18 protein-coding genes are annotated in these 19,006 nt (G+C 59.5%); 10 read left to right on the forward strand and 8 right to left on the reverse strand.

What is annotated here, in order from left to right; translation table 11 throughout:
- The first annotated feature begins 3 nt into the window (after positions 1-3).
- The 3 genes from V8J82_RS15105 to V8J82_RS15115 are packed head-to-tail and all read left to right on the forward strand — an operon-like array spanning position 4 to position 1,563.
- Entirely contained in the window at positions 4-981 is a 978-nt protein-coding gene (locus V8J82_RS15105) for an FAD:protein FMN transferase (RefSeq protein ID WP_339976224.1), read from the forward strand.
- Positions 982-994: 13 nt separating this feature from the next.
- Positions 995-1,174, forward strand: coding sequence for a hypothetical protein (locus tag V8J82_RS15110; protein WP_339976225.1), 180 nt, complete (start codon positions 995-997; stop codon positions 1,172-1,174).
- The gene (locus V8J82_RS15115; RefSeq protein ID WP_339976226.1) at positions 1,171-1,563 is read left to right on the forward strand and encodes a CBS domain-containing protein; all 393 of its coding nucleotides are present in this window, start codon (positions 1,171-1,173) and stop codon (positions 1,561-1,563) included. Before V8J82_RS15110 ends, V8J82_RS15115 begins: the two co-directional genes overlap by 4 nt.
- 284 nt (positions 1,564-1,847) lie before the next feature.
- Here V8J82_RS15115 and V8J82_RS15120 read toward each other — a convergent pair whose 3' ends face one another.
- The 4 genes from V8J82_RS15120 to V8J82_RS15135 form a co-directional block, all read right to left on the reverse strand.
- Complete coding sequence (locus tag V8J82_RS15120; RefSeq protein ID WP_339976227.1) at positions 1,848-2,834, reverse strand: YHYH protein; 987 nt, start codon at positions 2,832-2,834, stop codon at positions 1,848-1,850.
- A gap of 144 nt (positions 2,835-2,978) precedes the next feature.
- A complete protein-coding gene (locus tag V8J82_RS15125; protein WP_339976228.1) occupies positions 2,979-3,593 on the reverse strand; it encodes a hypothetical protein in 615 nt (204 codons plus the stop codon).
- A gap of 51 nt (positions 3,594-3,644) precedes the next feature.
- Positions 3,645-4,193 carry a cytochrome b gene (locus tag V8J82_RS15130; protein WP_339976229.1) on the reverse strand — a complete coding sequence of 183 codons (549 nt, stop codon included), beginning with the start codon at positions 4,191-4,193 and terminating at the stop codon, positions 3,645-3,647.
- Between the two features lie 23 nt (positions 4,194-4,216).
- Positions 4,217-5,242 (reverse strand): YHYH protein, encoded by a 1,026-nt coding sequence (locus tag V8J82_RS15135; protein WP_339976230.1) that lies wholly within the window; start codon positions 5,240-5,242, stop codon positions 4,217-4,219.
- Positions 5,243-5,307: 65 nt separating this feature from the next.
- Here V8J82_RS15135 and V8J82_RS15140 point away from each other — a divergent pair, with 65 nt between their 5' ends.
- The 3 genes from V8J82_RS15140 to V8J82_RS15150 all read left to right on the forward strand — a co-directional run bounded on the left by V8J82_RS15140 (position 5,308) and on the right by V8J82_RS15150 (position 7,105).
- A complete protein-coding gene (locus V8J82_RS15140) occupies positions 5,308-5,805 on the forward strand; it encodes a MarR family winged helix-turn-helix transcriptional regulator (protein WP_339976231.1) in 498 nt (165 codons plus the stop codon).
- A gap of 273 nt (positions 5,806-6,078) precedes the next feature.
- The gene (locus V8J82_RS15145) at positions 6,079-6,501 is read left to right on the forward strand and encodes a peptidase associated/transthyretin-like domain-containing protein (RefSeq protein WP_439650081.1); all 423 of its coding nucleotides are present in this window, start codon (positions 6,079-6,081) and stop codon (positions 6,499-6,501) included.
- Between the two features lie 7 nt (positions 6,502-6,508).
- Positions 6,509-7,105, forward strand: coding sequence for a ferric reductase-like transmembrane domain-containing protein (locus tag V8J82_RS15150; protein ID WP_339976233.1), 597 nt, complete (start codon positions 6,509-6,511; stop codon positions 7,103-7,105).
- Positions 7,106-7,207: 102 nt separating this feature from the next.
- Here V8J82_RS15150 and V8J82_RS15155 read toward each other — a convergent pair whose 3' ends face one another.
- On the reverse strand, positions 7,208-7,426 hold the full coding sequence (locus V8J82_RS15155; protein WP_339976234.1) for a hypothetical protein: 219 nt from the start codon (positions 7,424-7,426) through the stop codon (positions 7,208-7,210).
- Between the two features lie 220 nt (positions 7,427-7,646).
- Between V8J82_RS15155 and V8J82_RS15160 the strand changes: the two genes are divergently transcribed.
- Together V8J82_RS15160 and V8J82_RS15165 are read left to right on the forward strand one after the other, a co-directional pair.
- On the forward strand, positions 7,647-8,180 hold the full coding sequence (locus V8J82_RS15160; protein WP_339976235.1) for a ricin-type beta-trefoil lectin domain protein: 534 nt from the start codon (positions 7,647-7,649) through the stop codon (positions 8,178-8,180).
- Between the two features lie 132 nt (positions 8,181-8,312).
- A complete protein-coding gene (locus V8J82_RS15165; RefSeq protein ID WP_339976236.1) occupies positions 8,313-9,608 on the forward strand; it encodes a sulfatase-like hydrolase/transferase in 1,296 nt (431 codons plus the stop codon).
- A 259-nt stretch (positions 9,609-9,867) separates the two neighbouring features.
- On the opposite strand, the gene V8J82_RS15170 is transcribed toward V8J82_RS15165, so the two are convergent.
- Positions 9,868-12,303, reverse strand: a complete 2,436-nt coding sequence (locus tag V8J82_RS15170) for a GcvT family protein (protein WP_339976237.1) — start codon at positions 12,301-12,303, stop codon at positions 9,868-9,870.
- Positions 12,304-12,430: 127 nt separating this feature from the next.
- On the opposite strand from V8J82_RS15170, the gene V8J82_RS15175 reads away from it, so the two are divergent.
- Positions 12,431-13,339, forward strand: coding sequence for a LysR family transcriptional regulator (locus tag V8J82_RS15175; protein ID WP_339976238.1), 909 nt, complete (start codon positions 12,431-12,433; stop codon positions 13,337-13,339).
- Between the two features lie 110 nt (positions 13,340-13,449).
- Here the strand turns inward: V8J82_RS15175 and V8J82_RS15180 are convergent, their stop codons facing one another.
- Entirely contained in the window at positions 13,450-14,226 is a 777-nt protein-coding gene (locus V8J82_RS15180; protein ID WP_339976239.1) for a LytTR family DNA-binding domain-containing protein, read from the reverse strand.
- Between the two features lie 126 nt (positions 14,227-14,352).
- Between V8J82_RS15180 and V8J82_RS15185 the strand changes: the two genes are divergently transcribed.
- The gene (locus tag V8J82_RS15185) at positions 14,353-17,520 is read left to right on the forward strand and encodes a glycosyl hydrolase (protein WP_339976240.1); all 3,168 of its coding nucleotides are present in this window, start codon (positions 14,353-14,355) and stop codon (positions 17,518-17,520) included.
- Positions 17,521-17,986: 466 nt separating this feature from the next.
- Here V8J82_RS15185 and V8J82_RS15190 read toward each other — a convergent pair whose 3' ends face one another.
- On the reverse strand, positions 17,987-18,958 hold the full coding sequence (locus V8J82_RS15190) for a LysR family transcriptional regulator (protein ID WP_339976241.1): 972 nt from the start codon (positions 18,956-18,958) through the stop codon (positions 17,987-17,989).
- Positions 18,959-19,006: the final 48 nt, after the last annotated feature.

Here is a 19,006-nt window from a genome sequence, read left to right on the forward strand (position 1 = left end):
CCCATGCAAAAGTCTACATTCCAACCGTCGCGTCGGAGCGCCCTTGGGCTACTAGGCGCGACGCTGATCCTGCCCCGCGCCGCCTTTGGCGCAGAGATTGCGACTTTGTCCGGCCATGCCTTCGGCACCACGTGGCGGCTTGTCACCGCATCGGATGTCGATATCGCGCGGCTCAGGCCGATGATCGAACACCTGTTCGGCGAGGTTGATCGCGTGTTCTCCCCCTGGCGTGCAGACAGCATCATTGCCCGTTTCAATGCCAGTTCAACCGAGGCGCCGATCAGCAACGCCGAGCTTGCCAATGTGACGGAGGCTGCGCTGACCATCGCCCGCCAAAGCGACGGCGCCTTCGATCCAACCGTTGGTCCCCTTGTCGCGCGATGGGGGTTTGGCCCGATCCACGAGGGCGGCGCGCCTGACTGGCGCGGGCTTTCTGCGGATGCCGAGATGATCCGAAAAACGCGGGATGATCTCACGCTCGACCTCTGCGGGATCGCCAAGGGGTGGGCCCTCGACCGGGCCGCAGATCGCATCGAAGAGGCAGGCGTCAGCAGTTTCCTCCTGGAGGTGGGCGGGGAGTTCATCGCCCGAGGGCAACACCCGAATGCACGTGACTGGCGCGTGGCCATCGATACGCCGGATGCCTCTGTCGGAGCCTCGCCTACGATCCGCTTGCCATCGGGCGCGGCGGTCGCGACATCGGGCCTCTGGACGCAGAGCTATCGGCTGGACGACCGACTCTACAGCCACATCATCCACACCGGCACCGCCGCTCCGGTTTCCGGCGCGCTCCGCTCGGTGACGGTGGTCGCTGAGAACGCGATGTCGGCGGATGGGTGGGCGACGGCCCTTTGCGCAGCGGGGGCGGAGGCTGGCCCCGATCTCGCCACCTCCATGAACCTTGCCGCGTTCTTCCTGATCGAAGACGGCGGCGTGCTCCGGTCCGTTGAAACGGGCCCAATCCACGAGGTCCTTTTATAAGGGAGATTACGGCATGACAGAAATCCTCTTCGCCATAGCGGTTTTTGCCCTCGCCGCAGGAGGGCTCGGCCTCGGATTGGCATTCGGACGCGGCCCTGTCCGGACGAGTTGCGGGGCGGCAGATCGCCTGGTTCACGCACGCTGCGCGGATTGCCCGCTGCGCCGGGGCAAGGTGGAAAGCGAGGCGACATGATCGCCCATTCCGTAAGCGAGATCGTCCGGAGGGACGTACCCATCCTGTCACCGGACACCCCAATCCGACGTGCTGCCGCGATGCTGGTCGACGCGGCTGCGGCTGCGGCACCTGTCATCGGTGACAATGGCGACTTGGTTGGCATCCTGTCGCAAAAGGACTGTTTTCGCACCGTCCTTCACGCCAGCTACCATCGCGAATGGAGGGGTAATGTCGCCGAACATATGAGCGATCGTGTTGTCACCATCGAGATCGACGAGGATATCGTCCATGCAGCCGAGATGTTTCTGCAGCATCCTCACCGCGTGTTTCCCGTTCTACGGGCCGGGCGCGTCGAAGGGCTCCTCTACCGCTCAAGGGTTCTCGCATTTCTGATGCAAAGCGGATGAACCGTCAGGTCACCGTTTCGGTTCGTCTTCTACAAGGGCGTCGAAGCAAACAGACAGAGCCCGAGCCATGTGAGCCATTGGTCGAGCACATTGGCGCGCGAGATCGCCCGCCTAACGCTGTCTGAGCGGGTCATTTCGCAGTTGAGTCTCGGATAATCATCGCCGTGCCTAGGCTTGGAATGGATCATACAGGTCAGGCGGATTTCGTTTCAACCCAAGCTTGGGATGAGCTTACGAACGTTCGGACTCATACGTTCTTTGCCGCTCCACTCGGGCGCATCGGTTCAACGGCGCATAAAAGACGGGTCGGGAGTTCCTGTTAGACAGGCCATCGCCCAAGGAAAGCTGTCGGTGATGTAATAGGCGTATTGGCCATCGACCGTCATGCCATTGCATTCGTCCAGATCGCCCGCGCCCGTGTAGACATAGTCGGCACGGTAGAGGCCGTCATAGGTACCGCCGGGATTGCCATTGCCTGTCGGTCGGTCGCCATCCCGCAGCTCATACCCCGAAACTGCCTGACGGACCGTGCCCGACGCATCACGGAAATAGCTGCCATAGATGGGAAACCCGTCGGCGGCAAAGCCGATAACAGGCGACCCGTCCGGGCCAGGCGCCGAGTCGAACAGCGCCATCGGATTTCCGTGATAGTGATACATGCCATCGGGCTGTGTGTGCCCATTGTGGGTATCTTCGGCAAACGGCGCATTCTCGGCCATCGGATCCAGCAGCCAGGGATGATCTGCGGGGCATCCGGCCTGCACATTGCCATTCGCATCGACACGAGGACCATCTGGATCATAGCAACCAGCCGACAAGATATGGAGCACAACCCCGTTGAGCAGAATTCCGTCAAAGCGCCCATGGGAAAGGGCTGTTGCCGTCTCGGCCTGACGCGGAGACCGAGGAATGGAGAAATCGTGGTCGATCTCGGCTGCGGGCGTTGCGAAGTTTCGCTCCGCATCACCGAAATCGTGGTTTGGAATGCCGTTGGATTGGAGCTGGCAGGCGGCGTCCCCCGCGGTGACCAACACATGGCCGGTGAAATTGCGCCGCTGCTGCAGGTCCATCACACTCGAGGCGTAGCAATCCACGTAGGCCGCACAATCAGGATCTGTCTCCGTCAGCATCAGGTTGGTGATCTCGAGCGGCAAATCGGACTGATCCTGTGCGTCTGCTGGATTGCCAAAGGTCGAGATGACCATGGCCGCGCCGGCCGAGAGCATGACGATATAGGCGATGATCTTCAGGGGTGAGATGCGCTCTGCCATTTGTAATCCTAGCCGACATGTTCTGGTTTTAGCTCCGTGTCGTATGCACGTGCCCGGTCGGCGTTTCCGTCGGTGCCTAAGCGGATTTTGCTGACCAGCAGCCGGACCCTGTCACCCGATAGGTTACATGTCGGTAGCCATGCGTCACTCAACTGCAAAGCAGTAGAACAACCCGTCGCCTCCTGTCCCACGCAACGCCTCCAATCCGCATCCCCGCGAGGCATGCGCTGAATTCCAAGAAGTTGGATGATCCCCTCCGCCCGTGCGATCGTGGCGTCCCACCATGGCCGATCCCTCGCCCCTTGATGTCCAGTCGGCGCAGGCATCGCCCATCAAGGTACCATCGGGCGCGGAACCCGTCAGAATATCGTGACGGTTCGGCTCATCCCCGCGCCCTTTGACCACCTCGCCTGTTTCCGTGAGTGCGGTTTCCTTGGTGATGGTGTTGGCATCGCCATGCAGCGTCTCGATGCTGTCGGCGACGATCACTCCGTTGGCGTTCGACCAAGGGCCGCTGCCGATCCGATCACGCGCATCTTCGGCACTGCTCGACAAATATGCGGCCCAGACCCGCCCGGTGATGCCCGCCGCCTCGGCTAAGCTGGTGCAATGAGCATCGGCACCCTCCAGCCCGCCCAGATCTGCGCCGTTTCCCGGGTTCTCGCTGGTGATGAAGAAGCCCATCTCCGCGTCCTGTGCCATGGCGGCGGTTGTAGAAAACGTGACGATAGCGGTGAGCAGTAGAAGCCGAGACGGCATGACATGTGTCCTTTCTGATCGAAATAGCATGCGCCCAGTCAGAGGTTGGCTTTACCCCTGGCGGGCGCGACCTGTGAGCATGCGGATCAGCGTGACGTCACGGTCGATTGCGTGGCGTTTCAACGCCGCACCGACATGGACGAGCACGGCGATGCACAGACTGATGCCTAGCGCTGAATGGATCCCCCCACCAAGCGCGGCGAGCCAGTCGACCTCGCTCTGCGCGGGGATGGTGAACCAACCGAAGACCTCCACCGGTCTGCCGCGAAAGACCGACGAGATGATGCCCGATAACGGCATCAGCAGAACCCCCGCCAACAAAAGCCAGTGGATCCAGCGCGACAGCCGAGCTTGCCATATGGGCAGGGTGGCGGCCTCGATTGGGAACCCCTCCACGAGGCGCCATCCCACGCGCCACAGACCCACGATCAACACCAGCACGCCAAGTGATCTGTGGATACCGATCAGCGGGCCGCGCTCCTCCCGAGGCAAATCGCTATAGCCGAGGTAGAGGCCGAAACACAGCATCCCGATCATGACAATTGCGATCAACCAGTGGTTCACGCGCGAGATCGGTCCGTAGGTCAAGGGGCGTGACATGGGGTCATCCTTTCGCAAGTCAGCTAAGGCCGCGGTCGGCGGGCAGAGGCATCACAGATGTCATCAGGGTCTTCCAGGACGCAGCCCGCCTGGGCGCTGAGGCAGCCCAGGATCGCATTCGATCCGGCGGCACCTGCATGGTAGTGATAGGGCGTGCCGTCGCTCACATGCCCATTACATTGATCAAGGTCGTCCGGCACGGTGCCATCAGCCATTTCATGGGCAAAAATCGGGTGACCATCCATCGCAATGCCGATCTGGGCGCCCTGCCCGTCCATCATTCCATCGGTGGCAGTCTCAGCGCCGTCCAGGCAATCGGTCACGGCGTGGTAGTGGTAGCCGACATGCAGGTTCACATGCCCGCCGCAATCATCAAACGGCGCAATGGTATAGGCGGCCAGGATTGCATCAACGGGTGCAGGACCGTCCAGGCGGATACCATTCCATGCCACACCCGAGCCCGACATGTTGGTGGGACTCGGACGATCGGCCGGCCACGGTTGCAAGGGGATGACATAGGTTACGCTGGCATCTTCCGGCATGTATTCGGGCAAGCATTGGACGCAGTTGTTCTGGTAATCTGGATCCACATCCGGACGCGCTGCGGCCTCGCAGGCCTCCAGCGTTCCGGTATATCGCACCTCGCCGGTTTCCGGATCGAACAATTGCCAATTCGTATCGCCGTAGAGCGTTGCAAGGTTTTCGATGAAAGCGCCGTCCACGTCATGGACCTCACCTTCATGGAACCAGATGCCACCCGCCTCGGCGGTGTTGTCTATATGGGTCGGACACCAGGGCCCGGGCGTGTAGGTCTGGGGATCTGCCACAACCGTGATACGGGCGCATCGGGCTTCGGCCCCTTGCGACAGGGTGCAATCCACGATGTCCGGCGCCGCGACCAGATCGGCATTGGCAAAGAACCGCGCAATGTCATCCAGTCGCTCCGCTTGGGACTGCGCCGCGGCTGGCGCGGCAAGGACAAGCATGGCCGCAATTGCGCGTATCTTTACATTCATGCGATTGCTGGTCTTCACCTCACGTCCCTTCATTCATTGGCGGCTTCAGCCTTTCTCATCGTTGCCTATCGCAAAACATTAATATACTAACTGTTAGCATGCAAACGCCGAAACCAAAGCTTCATATGTTGCTGCATTCTGCGGACCTCGTGGAAGAGCGGCTGCGCATTCAACTCAACCCGCTTGGGATCACACCGCGTCAGGCGCGCATACTCGAGGCGCTGGATCGGATCGGCGCGTGTTCGCAGGTCACATTGGCACGGGAATTCAACATCTCTGCAGCCAGCATGAGCACGATGACGACGCGGCTCATTTCGGCTGGCTTCATCCTGCGCGCAGCCGATCCCGATCAGGCCCGAAGCAATCTTCTGTCTTTGTCGGATACGGGTCGCGCCCTTCTTTCGGATGTCCATCGGGCGTGGCGCGAGGTCGACAAGATCATCGAAACAGCCATTGGTCCGGAAAGCGCTGCGGAACTCGCCGGGCTGGCGCGCCAATTGCGCAATGCCCTTGGCGGTCGCGCACCGGGCCATGGTGCGCGCGGATCCAAATTGACGGCAACACCTGGTATAGAAGAGCGCGAGAGGCGTGATTGACCGCTGTACTCGGCACATCGACGCGGACAGGTTGAACCCTTGCGCGGACCGTCATCGACGGTCCCGCTGACTTGAGTGACGCCGCTTCGCACGAAATCGTGTCCTGCCGGGCGGCTGGGAATTTTGGCGAAAGCGCCTAGGGTATTCTAGGTGAACAGATGGAACAGGCCCATGCTGACACGGGCCAAGCAGACAGGAGATGACCAAATGTCGAGCCTACTGTTTCAACGACGCGATCTTCTTGCCGCCGGTAGCTCTGCCCTTGCCCTTGGCATGACCGGCTTGGCACAGCCCGCCCGGGCACAAGGCCTCGCTCCCACCCCCACCATGCGCGGTGGCGCCAACAATTACCTTCCCGACGCCCCTATCGTCGAGCGGATCGGCGGCGGCGGTTTCTGGATGACGGGGACGGTGCGACGCGCTGGCGATGGCGCCCCCCTGTCCGGTCAGAGGATCCAGATCTGGGCCCATACAACCGAAGGGCACGAGCGTGACGCCCACAGCCACGGCGCCACACTGACCGATACGAATGGCGTCTTTCGGTTGGAAATGCCCCAGATCGTGCCAGCCTTTGGGCAGCCGCACGGGCATCTGGCCTATGATAGCGGCGAATTCGAGACCGTGTTTCTGCGACCGATCATGCCGAACGCCTCCGATACCAGTCTAGAGGCGCACTTCGTGTTGCAACCGGCCTGACGCCGCAATGGCCCGAGTGCTGATCTGGTTGGGTCTTGCCGCGGCAATCGCGACGCCAATCGGCCTGGCGGCGTTGAGCCCGCTTCTGGCGTGGCGGGATCCGATCTACGTCGTGGCCGGGTTCGCGGGCATCTTGGGGCTGACGCTTATGCTGATCCAGCCCCTGCTGGCAGCCGGGCTGCTGCCCGGACTGGACCGATACCGCAGCCGCCATGTGCACCGCTGGACCGGCATCGGATTGGTGCTTGCGATCATCGTCCATGTGGTCGGATTATGGATCACAAGCCCGCCTGATGTGATCGACGCCCTGACCTTCACCTCGCCAACACCGTTTGCGGCCTGGGGCGTTGTGGCGATGTGGGCCGCCTTCGGTGCCGCGACACTGGCCTTGATGCGGCGCCGCCTGCGACTTCGAACATGGCGGATCGCCCATACGACAACCGTTACAATCGTTGTTGCGGGGACAATCGTCCACGCGGTGCTGATCCAAGGGACAATGGAGCCGATCACGAAAGCAGCCTTATGCGGCTTGGTGGGGCTGACAACGCTTGCCGTGATTGCAAGGCTGAGACCTTGGAGACGCGGTCGCGCGGGACTGAACTGATCCGACACAAGCGCACCGACGATATCCTTTTGCATATGAAAGTGCGGGCCTCGACGACGGTCCGTTTGATCGTCACCGACGCAGCACGCGCCTTCGGGAAGACTAAGCTTCGCCGCCATTCGCCAGATATGCGCAATCAAAGAACCAGCCCGGATTCTGCGCCGCAACTTTCTGCGACGGAACCTCACCGCCGCCGCGTGGAACTTGGGACATCGCCCAGGAGACCCGGATGCTCACTAAAGAGAAACGATTGCCTGCATTGGCGCTTTTTGTGTTCGGCTCATTAAGCATTGTCATAGTGTTGACCTCGTCGGGATTCACGACATCGGGAGAAACGCTGTGGTCTCTTTTGGTAAATCAGATGGCATCCGATGCCTCAGGCACCTCTAACGCTATTTTTGCAGCAGATACGTTGAAGTGAAGCGGTATATGGCTTGCGAGAACTGCCCTATCGCCCCGCGAACGCGGCCCGGGTGGGTCAATGCCACAAAAAGCCCCCTGAGACGCGGTCAATACAAGCACGCAAAGGACCAGTATCATGATGATTGACGCAACAGGCGGCAAAGGCGCCTTTGTCGCTATTGGACTGGCTTTGATGGCGCACTCGGTGGCCGCGGATGCTCCGGTTGTGCAAACGCCGTCACCAGTGATTTATCTGGCCGACAATCTTGATGAGGCCGACCAGCTCGGGTGGTGCATCGACACTCTCGGGCGCGGCTTTGGCGAGACTCTGCAAGCGCATTCCTGCAAGCCGCAGGGCGGTGACGTGCAATTCGCGCTGGAGGCCGCGCCGGGGTTAATCCGCTCCGTCGCATTTCCGGATCATTGTATGGAGGTTTTGTCGGATGCCGACGCGACCTTCGGGCTGATGCCCTGCGCACCCGATGATCCGCAGCAACACTTCACCTACAACGCAACGACCCAAGCCATCTCGCCTGCCAATGATGCCGAACTCTGCGTGAGCGTTGGCGCGGATAGTCGTTCTGCCGGACCATTCATGTCACGGGATTTGTTGCTGACCCGCTGCATCGATACCGATCCAATCTACCGAAGCTGGGTCATCGCCGATGAGTGAGCCGATCCCTGCGCGACCCGATCTTGGGACAGTCGCCCCCGGAAACGGATGGCGTCTCTGCCAGTTGGTGATCGCCATGCATATGCGCCCCGACACGGCGCATCCACAACGCAAGACCCGAGAGGAGATGAGATGGGCCTGAGAAAGATGCTGCCAGCCTTAGCTGTGATGCTGGTCCCCCTACCCGTTTTCGCTGAGCCAAACATCCTGCTGATCATCGCCGACGATATGGGGATCGATGCATCATTCTGTTACGCGCTTGGCGATCAGCAAGCGCCCATGCCCAATATCGAGGCTTTGTGCGAGACCGGCCTTGTCTTCGAAAATGCTTATGCTGCGCCCACCTGCTCGCCCACCCGCGCCACGATCATGAGCGGCCTCTACGGCTTCCGCACCGGTGTCGGAGCGCCGGTTGATCCCAATGGCAGCGATCAGCTCTCGGTCGATACGCCGACGATTTTCGACGCGCTTGCGCCTTCGGGATACGCCTCCAACGTGATCGGCAAATGGCACATATCGGGCCGTAATCTCGGGTATGACGCACCCGAACAGATGGGAGTTTCCGACTATTTCGGCCTCTATGCTGGCGGCATTCAGGACTACTTCGACTGGACAGCCATCGAAGACGGGGAAGAAGTCCAGATCGAGGGTTATTCGACAACCGTTCTGACCGACCGCGCCATCGACTGGATCGCGGCGCAGGATCAGCCCTGGTTCCTCTGGCTTGCCTACAATGCGCCGCACGCGCCGTTTCATCTGCCACCCGCCGACCTGCACAGCTTCGATGACCTGCCGGATGGCGACGCCGCAATTGCCGCAAACCCGTTGCCCTATTATCAAGCGATGCTGGAAGCGCTCGACACCGAGATCGGCCGCCTGCTGGGGTCTCTGAGCGAGGAGGCCCGCGCCGATACAATTGTCATATTCATCGGAGATAACGGTACGCCCAATCAGGTCACGCGCGATCTCTTTGCCGATCACGGCGCCAAAGGGACGATCTATGACAGCGGCACCCGGGTGCCCTTGATCGTTTCCGGGCCAAATATTGAAGCGGGTCGCACGGATGTGTTCGTAAACATCACCGATCTCCATGCGACCATTGCCGAGTTGGCAGGCGCAGAGGTGTCGACACCGGACTCTATCAGTTTTGCGCCTGTTCTGGCCGGTGAGCCAGGCACGCGCGACGTCGTCTATGTTGAGCATTTCACCAATCGCGAAACCCGCGGGGGTGGCATATATGGTTGGACGCTCAGGCAAGGCGATTTCAAATTGGTGGTCGCAGAGGGGCAAGACCCGGAACTCTACAACCTCGCGGAGGATCCATTCGAATTGCATGATTTGCTCGCAGATCGCGCCACTAACGAGCACATGGCGATAGCCGAAGAACTCCAAGCGCGTCAGGTGGATTTGATTGCAAGGCAAAACTAGCGCGAGCTTGGTGCCTGCAGGGGCTTCAAACAGGAGACGGTGCGCTCAAACTAGATATCGATGCACCCATGCCGTTGATGCCCCTGCACCAATGACATTGTTCGGCGCCGAACCGCCAGCCAAACGCAGCTCTCCCAGGACAAGACAGGCTATAGTCCGGGATTTGTCTGGAAGCGTCAATCAAAGCGCCTAGTCGGTAGAAAAGGCGACGTGACCATTGTCTCGACCGGCGTATCGGGTCGATAAGCGTTTTAGCCGCTTAGCTGCGCATTCGACCAAAACTCGGATCATAGGGCGACGGTGCAATGACCTCAGCAGCGACCAGATCGCCACATGAATCCAGCTCCATCACGGCACCGATATTGGCATAGGCCGGTTCCACGAAAGCATAGGCGAGGTTCATACCGACCCTATGGCCATAGCCGCCCGATGTGATTGTGCCGATCACTCTACGTGCATCCATCAGCGATGCGCCCGGATGGGCAGGTGCGCGATCGGAGTTTATCCGCAGCGTGACCCATTGCTTGCGCGGCCCATCCGACTGTCGGGCGAGCAAGGCCGCCTTACCGATGAAGTCCCCCTTATCAAGCGTCACAAAGCGCGAAAGGCCTGTCTCGAACGGGTCGAATTCGGTGATCAGGTCCGCTTTCCAGTGCAGGAACCCCTTTTCCATCCGCATCGCATCCACGGCCCGCGCCCCGAAGAGTTTCAATCCATAGTTCTCGCCCGCTCTGCGTAAGGCCAAGTAAGCCGCGTAAAGCGACGCATTGGGCACGTGGATTTCATAGGCCAGTTCGCCTGAAAAGCTAACGCCCATGATCGTTGCCGGCGCAAAGCCCACGCAGCATTCGCGCATCGACAGCCATGGGAATGCCTCACGCGACCAGTCGCCCCGGGTCGCCTCCGACAGGACGTCGCGTGCGTTCGGCCCGGCCAATACCAGAATGGTCTGATCATTGGTCAGACTGCGCAGCTGCACGTCCTCATTCGGGTCCAGATGGGCCGTCAACCAATCCATATCGTGGTATTCGGATGCCGCTGCCGACCCGTACCAAACGCGACCCGGCCCGCGATCCGAAGCGGGCAGATTTGCGATCGTCGCCTCGCCTTTGACGGTGCCTTGTGCGTTCAGGAGATAACCAAGTCCCACCCGGCCATCGCGTTTGATGACGTTTCCACAGATCATCCGGTCAAGGAAAGCATGACGGTCCGCGCCGGTGATCTCGATCCGGTTAAAGCCGTTGACCTCGGTCAATCCGACGTTTTCTGCGACGTTTCGCACCTCGGACGCGATAACTTCGAAGGTTTCGTCGAAATCGAAACTGAGCGATGGGTGAAAATCCGGCGATGGTTTGATGTAATCCACCCGTTCCCATCCGTTCACGGTTGTGAACTCGGCCCCTTCTGCAGCCAAGATCGGGGTCAGCGGGGTTGTCTTGGCGGGGCGCCCCGCGGCGCGATGTTCATGCGGGAAGTGGAAGCGGAATTCGTTCTGATAGTCCTCGATGGCCTTGAGCGCGGTCAGCTCGACATTCGCGTGGCCGGTAAAGCGACGCGGGTCAATGACCCAGGTGTCATACTGCGCCTCCCCGTGCACTATCTGTTGCGCCAATAGCCAGCCATGCCCACCGCCTTCGCCAAGGCCTGCCCTCAACCCGATGATGCAATACGCATTCCGCTTGCCGGGGATCGGACCGACCAGAGGGGCGCCGTCTATCGTATAGGTGATGGGGCCATTGACGACACGCTTGATACCCGCATCGGCCAGCACCGGCATTCGCGCAAAGGCCCCCTCCAGCACGTCCATCACGCGGTCCAGATCGTCTGGACACAGGTCATTGGAGAAGGCGGGGCTGATGCCGTCCATCCCCCAGGTTTTGCAATCCTGTTCGTAGAAGCCGACCAGCAGGCCACTCTTTTCCTGCCGGGAATAATAGTCCGAGATCGGGCAGCGCAGCAGCGGCATCCGGTGTCCGGCCTCGACAATGGCGGGGATGTCTTCGGTGATGAAGTACTGATGCTCCATCGAGGCCACGGGATGGTGCACCCCCATCATCGCGCCCACCTCGTTGACACGATAGCCGCAGGCATTCACGACCACGTCGCAATCGATGTCGCCATGTTCCGTATGCACGGTCCAACTATCGTCCTTGTGCTGCGTCAACGCCGTAACCGGTGTGTTGCGATAGACCTCGGCCCCAGCCTTGCGGGCGTGGAAGGCCAGTGTCTGGCAGAGCTGCGCCGGATCGATGTCGCCATCCTCTCCGTCCCAAAGGCCGCCGATCAGGTTTTCGGTGGAGATAAGGCGGTGGCGGCGGGCGCATTCCTCGGCGTCGATGACCTCGAACTCCACGCCCATGCCGCGCGCCATGGAGGCGAAATGGCGATAGCCCTGCATCTGCGCCTCGGTATTGGCGAGGCGGATGCCGCCGTCACCGTGATGATAGCCGACCGGGTAATCCGGATCATCTCGCAGCCTCTTGTAGAGCGCTATGGAATGGGATTTCAGACCCACCATTGTCTGCGTCATGCCAAAATTCGTGACCTGTGCGGCCGAATGCCAGGTGGTGCCCGATGTCAGCTCATCCCGTTCGACCAGAACGACATCCGTCCAGCCTTCCTGCGTCAGATGATAGAGCGTCGAGCAGCCTGCAATTCCACCGCCGATCACGACTGCCCTGGTTCTGGATTTCATCGCCTAAACTCCCGCTCAACTGTCGGTCGGCAGTCTTGCAAATAGGCTCACCTTCGAAAAATATTTTATTATGAGCTTCTAAGTCTGATAATCGGATGTATTTGACGTGACCCTATCCTTACGCGCCATGCGCTACGTTCAGGCTGCGCTTCATAAGGGCAGCATCAAGACCGCGGCTGAGGCCATGCATGTGGCGCCGTCGGCCATAGCGAATGCATTGGATCAGGCCGAGGACGCCTTTGGCCTATCCCTCGTCACCCGCGCGCGGGCAAAAGGGATCTTCCCGACCCTCGCGGGCCGCGACATCCAGCGACAGATCGATGACTTGCTCGAACGATACGACACCCTGATGACCGATGCGTCCGATCTGCGCACTGGCCTCTCGGGCGCGTTGTCGATTGCCTACAATGCCCCCATCGCGCCCGCCTTTCTTCCGGCGATCTCCGCACAGCTTCTCGCCGCGCATCCCGACATCACACTCACCTTCACCGAAGGTAACAATACGAGCGTGCGGGCCGGATTGCTGGACGGGCACTATGATGCGATCCTGTTCGTAGAAGAGTTGCCAAATCCGCAGATTTCCACCCAACCGCTGGTTTTCGTGCCCACCTATTGCCTGTGCCCGGCAGATCATCACTTCGCAAGAGACGGTGCCGTTTCTGTCACCGATATTGCCAGTGAGCCGCTTATCATTCTCGATCGCCCCGCCGCGCGCGGCTACTACATGGAGCTGCTCGAACTGAGCGGCAAACCGTTTCGCATCGTCGCCACTGCCAATTCGACGGAAATGGTTCGATCTCTTGTCAGTGAAGGCCTCGGGGTGTCTTTGTTGAACATGCGCCCAAGCGATGTACCAGCTTATGCTGGCAAAGAGGTATGTTGCCGACGGCTGACGGGAACCACCAACGGGGTGACCCTATCTCTGGGCTTCGCTCCGGGTCCGAGACGGCTGCTGTTACAATTATTCATGGATACTTGCGTCGCATTCTTCGGCGGACCCGCGGGCACCGGTTTCATTGTTCCCGATACCGCATAAGAAACTCCTAAACCATTCAACGCCTCAGTAAATCCAATAGCCCGATCTCGGCACTGAATCGAGGCAATACCCAAATTCTCGGGTTGGCTCAATCGACGCGTGCATAGCATTTATTTGCTCGCGATCAGTCCTGCATCGCGGGCTGATTTGAGATATCGACGTCCGACGGGTACGCGGCAGCCATCGGTCAAGCGCAGAAAAACGCGGCCCTTAATCCGCTCACTACGAGACACCGCTTCTGTAGCGACCCAATGCGAGCGGTGTACCTGTGCTCCATGTGTCGGAGCGGCCTCGGTTACGGCATCGCGCAACTTCATCAGCAGCAATTCTGAGCCTCGGTTGGTCACCACTTCGACGTAATGGTCTTGAGCCGACATGCGCAGCAAGGCGCCGCGATTGGCGCCATGCAGGCGTGACATAATGGGGGGCGTTTTTGCATCGTCAGAGGCAACCGGGACAGCCGCGCTGAACCAGTCGCGCGACAGCATGGTGATTGCGCATACCCCGCACATCACCGCGGCCACATAGGCATAGAGCAAAACCAAATCAGCAGGCCCGTAGGTTGACCCGAATATGGCATTGATCAGGACAACCACCAACGTCGTCGGAATTGCTGAAAGAAGCGCGCCTGCACCCAACACGATGAACGTCTTGGAGCATATCCTTGCGATCAGACGTTCCGCGACACTGCCAAACGCTGCACCGGTCGCAAATGTCACTCCAACCAACAGCCACCAATAGATTATCCGGTTGGGTAAGCTCATGTCCTGATAGGTATCGAACGGACCGGCCAATCCGGCCATAGTGGCCACAACGGCCAGTATCAGCCAAAGCCGCCAATTGCGGGCAAGGTCGGTCAGTTCTTGATAGATCGGCAGCCAAGTCATGTCGTTCACGTAGCAGATAGGTCGTTCACGGATTTAGCTTAGGCCCAGCATATCTGCATGCATGCCGCCCTGCTACCGGTTGGCTGTCGATCCCCTGCCCTATCACGATTATCCCGGTGCCGCGACATGCCCCTCAGACAAGCCGCCTTCGCAAATGCCACATATATCGTAATCGCCGTCTTGGGCCTGACGAGCGTCAGCCTGCCCTCTTCCGCACAACAAACGCACGAGGAGGAGGTATCGATAGACGAACACTTGTTGACCCCGCCGATTTCTGCGGGTCCCTTCGCCTATTGGTGGTGGCCGGGAACCGACGTGGACCCACTTCTTCTCAGCGAAGATCTGCGAACACTATCCGAGGCCGGGTTTGCGGGGGGCTACCATTTCACGTCGCTTGCCGGGGTGGGTTGGATCAGGGAAGACGCAGAGGGCGCAGCGCGCGCCAACCGGTTTGCAACGCCCGAATACTACGCGCTTCTTGCGGATGCCGTGGCAGAGGCGGGCGCCCGGGGGTTGCAGATCGATCTATTGGCGGGGTCGGGTTGGCCGCTTGGCGGGACCCATGTGGCGCCAGAGGACAGCAGCCAAACCCTGGCCATGGGCGTCCTTCCGCTGGAAGGGGGCACGCCCTTTTCCGGCGAAGTGCCGCATTGGGATCGCAATCACTTCACCCGATCCGACTGGTTCTTCGGCGACATTGCCTATGCGTTCGAACCGGATCTCGACCTGGTGGGCGTCGGAGCGGCTCGTGTCATTCAGACCCGGCCACGTGATCCACTTCCCGCCCTGTCGGCGCTGACCGAAAACCCGCAGGACCTGTTCATCGGAGAACCACCTTGGACGGCGCCAATCCTGCTTGATCCAGAGAGCGTCATCGATCTGTCAGATCAGGTTACAAGCGGCGGCCGCCTGGATTGGGATGTGCCGCCGGGCGATTGGTATCTCTTTGCCTATTACGGTGGCCCAATCGGCGAGATCCCGGTTTTTGACAGCCGTGACGGCAGCCCACGCGCTGCGCTGGTGCTCGACCATCTCGCGCGTGAACCCATCCAGGCCCATATCGACCATGTCATTGGCCGGGCCATACCGTATATCGGCGATCAGTTCGGCAACACGATCCGCTCGATAAACTCGCCCAGTGTCGAGCTGAAATCCGACTGGCTCTGGACCGAGACGTTCCTTGATGAATTTGAGGCACGCCGGGGCTACGATTTGATGCCATTTCTGATGAGCACCTATGTTCCCGGACGCGACAACTTCGTCGCCAATCTCAGGTTCGGCGACGCGCCGCCCCTGTTCGACTTCGCCGCCGATGATGTGGGCGACCGAGTCCGATATGACTACATGCACACAGTGTCCGACCTGTTCATCGAGAACTACCTCGACGGCTTTGCCGAATGGGCGGATGAACACGGCCTGCAAACGCATTCCCAAACCTTTGGGCTTCCCGTCGACACCATTCGCTCTGCAGAATATGTCGATATGCCGGATACCGAAGCGCTTTATGCCGGTGGGACAATGGATTTTCTCAGGCTCACCGGCTCGGCGGCAGCCCTTCACGGGCGTCGGATCTCGAGCGGTGAATTCCTGACCTGGATGTCACGCGACTACATGACGTCACCGCTTAAAATCAAAGTTCATGCTGATCGGTTTTTCGTGTCGGGTATCACACAGCTTCACTACCACAGCATGTATTATCAAGCCCCGGAAGCGCCTTATCCGGGCTTCAACGCCTGGTCACATCCCGATATGCCGGTCTCTTTCGCCGGGTCGATGACCCGAGCCAACCCGATCTTCGACTATGTTCCGGAGCTGAACGGCTACATCTCTCGCAATCAGGTGATCGCGCAGAGTGGGCGAAACATGGCCAATATCGGCATATTACACAACATCTGGCGCTATCCCGGCGGTGCGTTGCGCCAGGAAGAGACGGTGAACGGATATCTCGGTTCGGGCGATGTACCGCCGCCGATCGGCTTTCCACCATCCTTCGCGGACTTGTCGACCGATGAACAACATATCTATCAGCGCGTCGAAACAGGTGATGCGCTCGCGGCCGCGGGATACGATTATGTGCTGGTCAACACCGACAGCCTGATGCACGGCGAGATGCGCGATGGCGTGCTTCACATGGGCGATATCCGGATGGAGGCGCTGGTCCTCAGCAATGAAACCCACATTCCGGCTGAGCTCGCCCGTCGGCTGACGGAGCTATCGGTGAACGGGTTCGAGGTCTTTTTCGTCGGCGCGACGCCCGACCGCCATTCGGGCTTTCAAGATCACCGCACAAATGACGCGGTGGTCAGAGCCATGGTCGAAACGCTTGCGACTGGTCCACAGCGGGTGGACAATGCTCAAACGCTGCCTGCGCAGTTGAGGGAAGTGGGGATCGAACCCGGCCTGAGTTTCGAGAGTGAGGAACCAGAGATCCAATATATAAGGCGTCAGATTAACGAGGATCGCTTCTATTTCATCCGCAGCGGCGACGAAGCCCACCGCTCTTTCTCGGTCGAGCTTCCCTGTGATGACACCTGCGCGCCGCGGTATGTCGATCTCTGGACCGGCGTTCAGACTCACGCCCCGATGTATCGTCGAAGTGCTGATACCGTAACCTTGCCTTTGGCATTTGACGCATTCGGTTCGGCGATGATCCGGCTCGGTCCGCCCGCATCCGGACGGCATGTTGCAGAAGGTGACCTTGCTGTCAGGCGTATCGGCACGCATCTTGTCGTCGAAGCGGCGGAATCCGGCACCTATGATTTCACCTATGGCAACGGGGACACCGCAGAGATCGAGGTTGTATCACTTCCGCCGACCATCGAGCTTGAAGACTGGACCCTGCGCACATTGAGCAGATCGCCTGATGGGGCGACTGCACCGATCGAGCTTAGGCTCGACGCCCTGGCCGATTGGCGTGACATTCCCCAACTTCGGCACGAGGCCGGCCGCGCGGTCTACACAAGCAGCTTCGACCTCGCCGCCACCCATCTACAAAATGAACTGCGCCTGATCCTTGATCTCGGCCACGTGCACGAAGTCGCCGAGGTTACGGTCAACGGTCGCAGAACCGGGCATATGCTCATTCCACCCTACCAGATCGATGTCACCGACTTCGTCGAGCCTGGACAAAACACCATCGAAATCGCTGTGACGCCGGTTCTCTATAATCGCCTCGTCGGCTATGGCGAAACAGGCGATGCGCGCTGGCGTCACTTCCGGAACAGAAACGGTCTTGCACCAACGGGACTGATAGGGCCCGTTCGGCTAATACCATATTGGCAAGAACGGCTTTGATCGGTTGGCTTGGCGGATATACGTGCCGCAGCGTCAAAGCAGGCGGGCGCGCCAAGATCATCTTGATAGGTTCTTAGGTCGTAAAGAACGATCAGCCAGGATCACAAAAATGGACAACGCCTATCTGAACCAGCTTATCGTCATCAGGATAACGTGTTTATCTGGCAAGTGGTCAATCATAGACGCCGCACCGACCCTAGGTAAACGGCCTGCGTCAATGCGAGCTAACGCGCCGCGCGATGGTCGCCATCGCCAACAAGATCGCGGGGATCATTCCTGAGATTTCAGCAATCCGATTGCTGCGTGATCGACCAATGTCCAGTTTTGGGCGACTGCGTGGCGTTATTTCAGTCGACGAACCACACCTTTGGACTGAGAGCTGGCGCAAGCCTCAATACTCCTAGACCACGAGTTTCGATCATTTGCTGTGCCTCAGTGTCAGGTGTCATAGGAAAGCGGACCGTCTCTAGGAATCCAAGCGCAGGCCGCGCAGGGCTTTTGCCAATCTGCGGCTGAGCCCGTGTTGCACCGGCGGCAAGGCGCTTTTGGACGAGATCAAAACCCCAATTCTCAACTCCTTCAGAATTGAGGAACTCACGGGAACATACCGCAACAGTTCAGTCTCGATCTCCTTGAGAAAGCCAATCTTGGAATAGAGTCCCACACAATTGCTACCATCGATCATGGATTTCGCCAGCGGCAGAGAATTGGTGAAAATCTGGGTCGGTAGGGTAATCCCCAGGTCTGCCATGGCTTCATTCAAGATGGACCGGTGCGAGAAAGCGTCGTAGGAGCGGATCATCTGATATTGCCTCAGGTCGACAAGTTCGATCACGTCGCGCTCGGCCAGCGGATGCCCAGGTACCATAATCGCCCCGATGGGCGTGGATTTTTCAGCCTGGCTGCGCACCTGCGGGTGGAGTTCGTTGCTGAACGACAGGCCGATATCCACGGCGCCGTCGGCCACCATTTGCATGATCTCATCGGGCTGAGCGGTTTGCACGGTGAAAGTGATCTGCGGGTAATCGGCATTGAATTGCTTAAGCGCGCCGGGCAGCACGGTCAGAGCTACGGAATCGAGCGTTGCGATATTCACGTGGCCGGTACGCATATCGCGGATATCGCTGACCGCACCAAGGATTCTTTGGTAATCCATCAGCGTATTTCGGCAATGCTCCAGCACAACGGCACCCGCACTGGTGAGCTCCACACCGTCCGCATGGCGATCAAAAAGGCGCACTCCCAGCCTATTTTCTGTGCTGATGATCTTTCGGTTGAGCGATGAGGACGACATGTTCAACACGGCCGCCGCCTTACGGATCGACCCCTGCCGCGCGGTTTCATCGAAGTAATTCAGAAACTTGTCATGCATGGGCCAGGCGTGCCTTTCCGTGCGGATTGTTGTAGCGCTGCAAAAAGCGCAGCGCACTAGGCTCATATTGACCCTATATGCAGCGCCAACCCGGCGTCTACCGTCTCTGCAATT

This window comes from Gymnodinialimonas mytili (assembly GCF_037544085.1).
Lineage (GTDB): Bacteria > Pseudomonadota > Alphaproteobacteria > Rhodobacterales > Rhodobacteraceae > Gymnodinialimonas > Gymnodinialimonas mytili.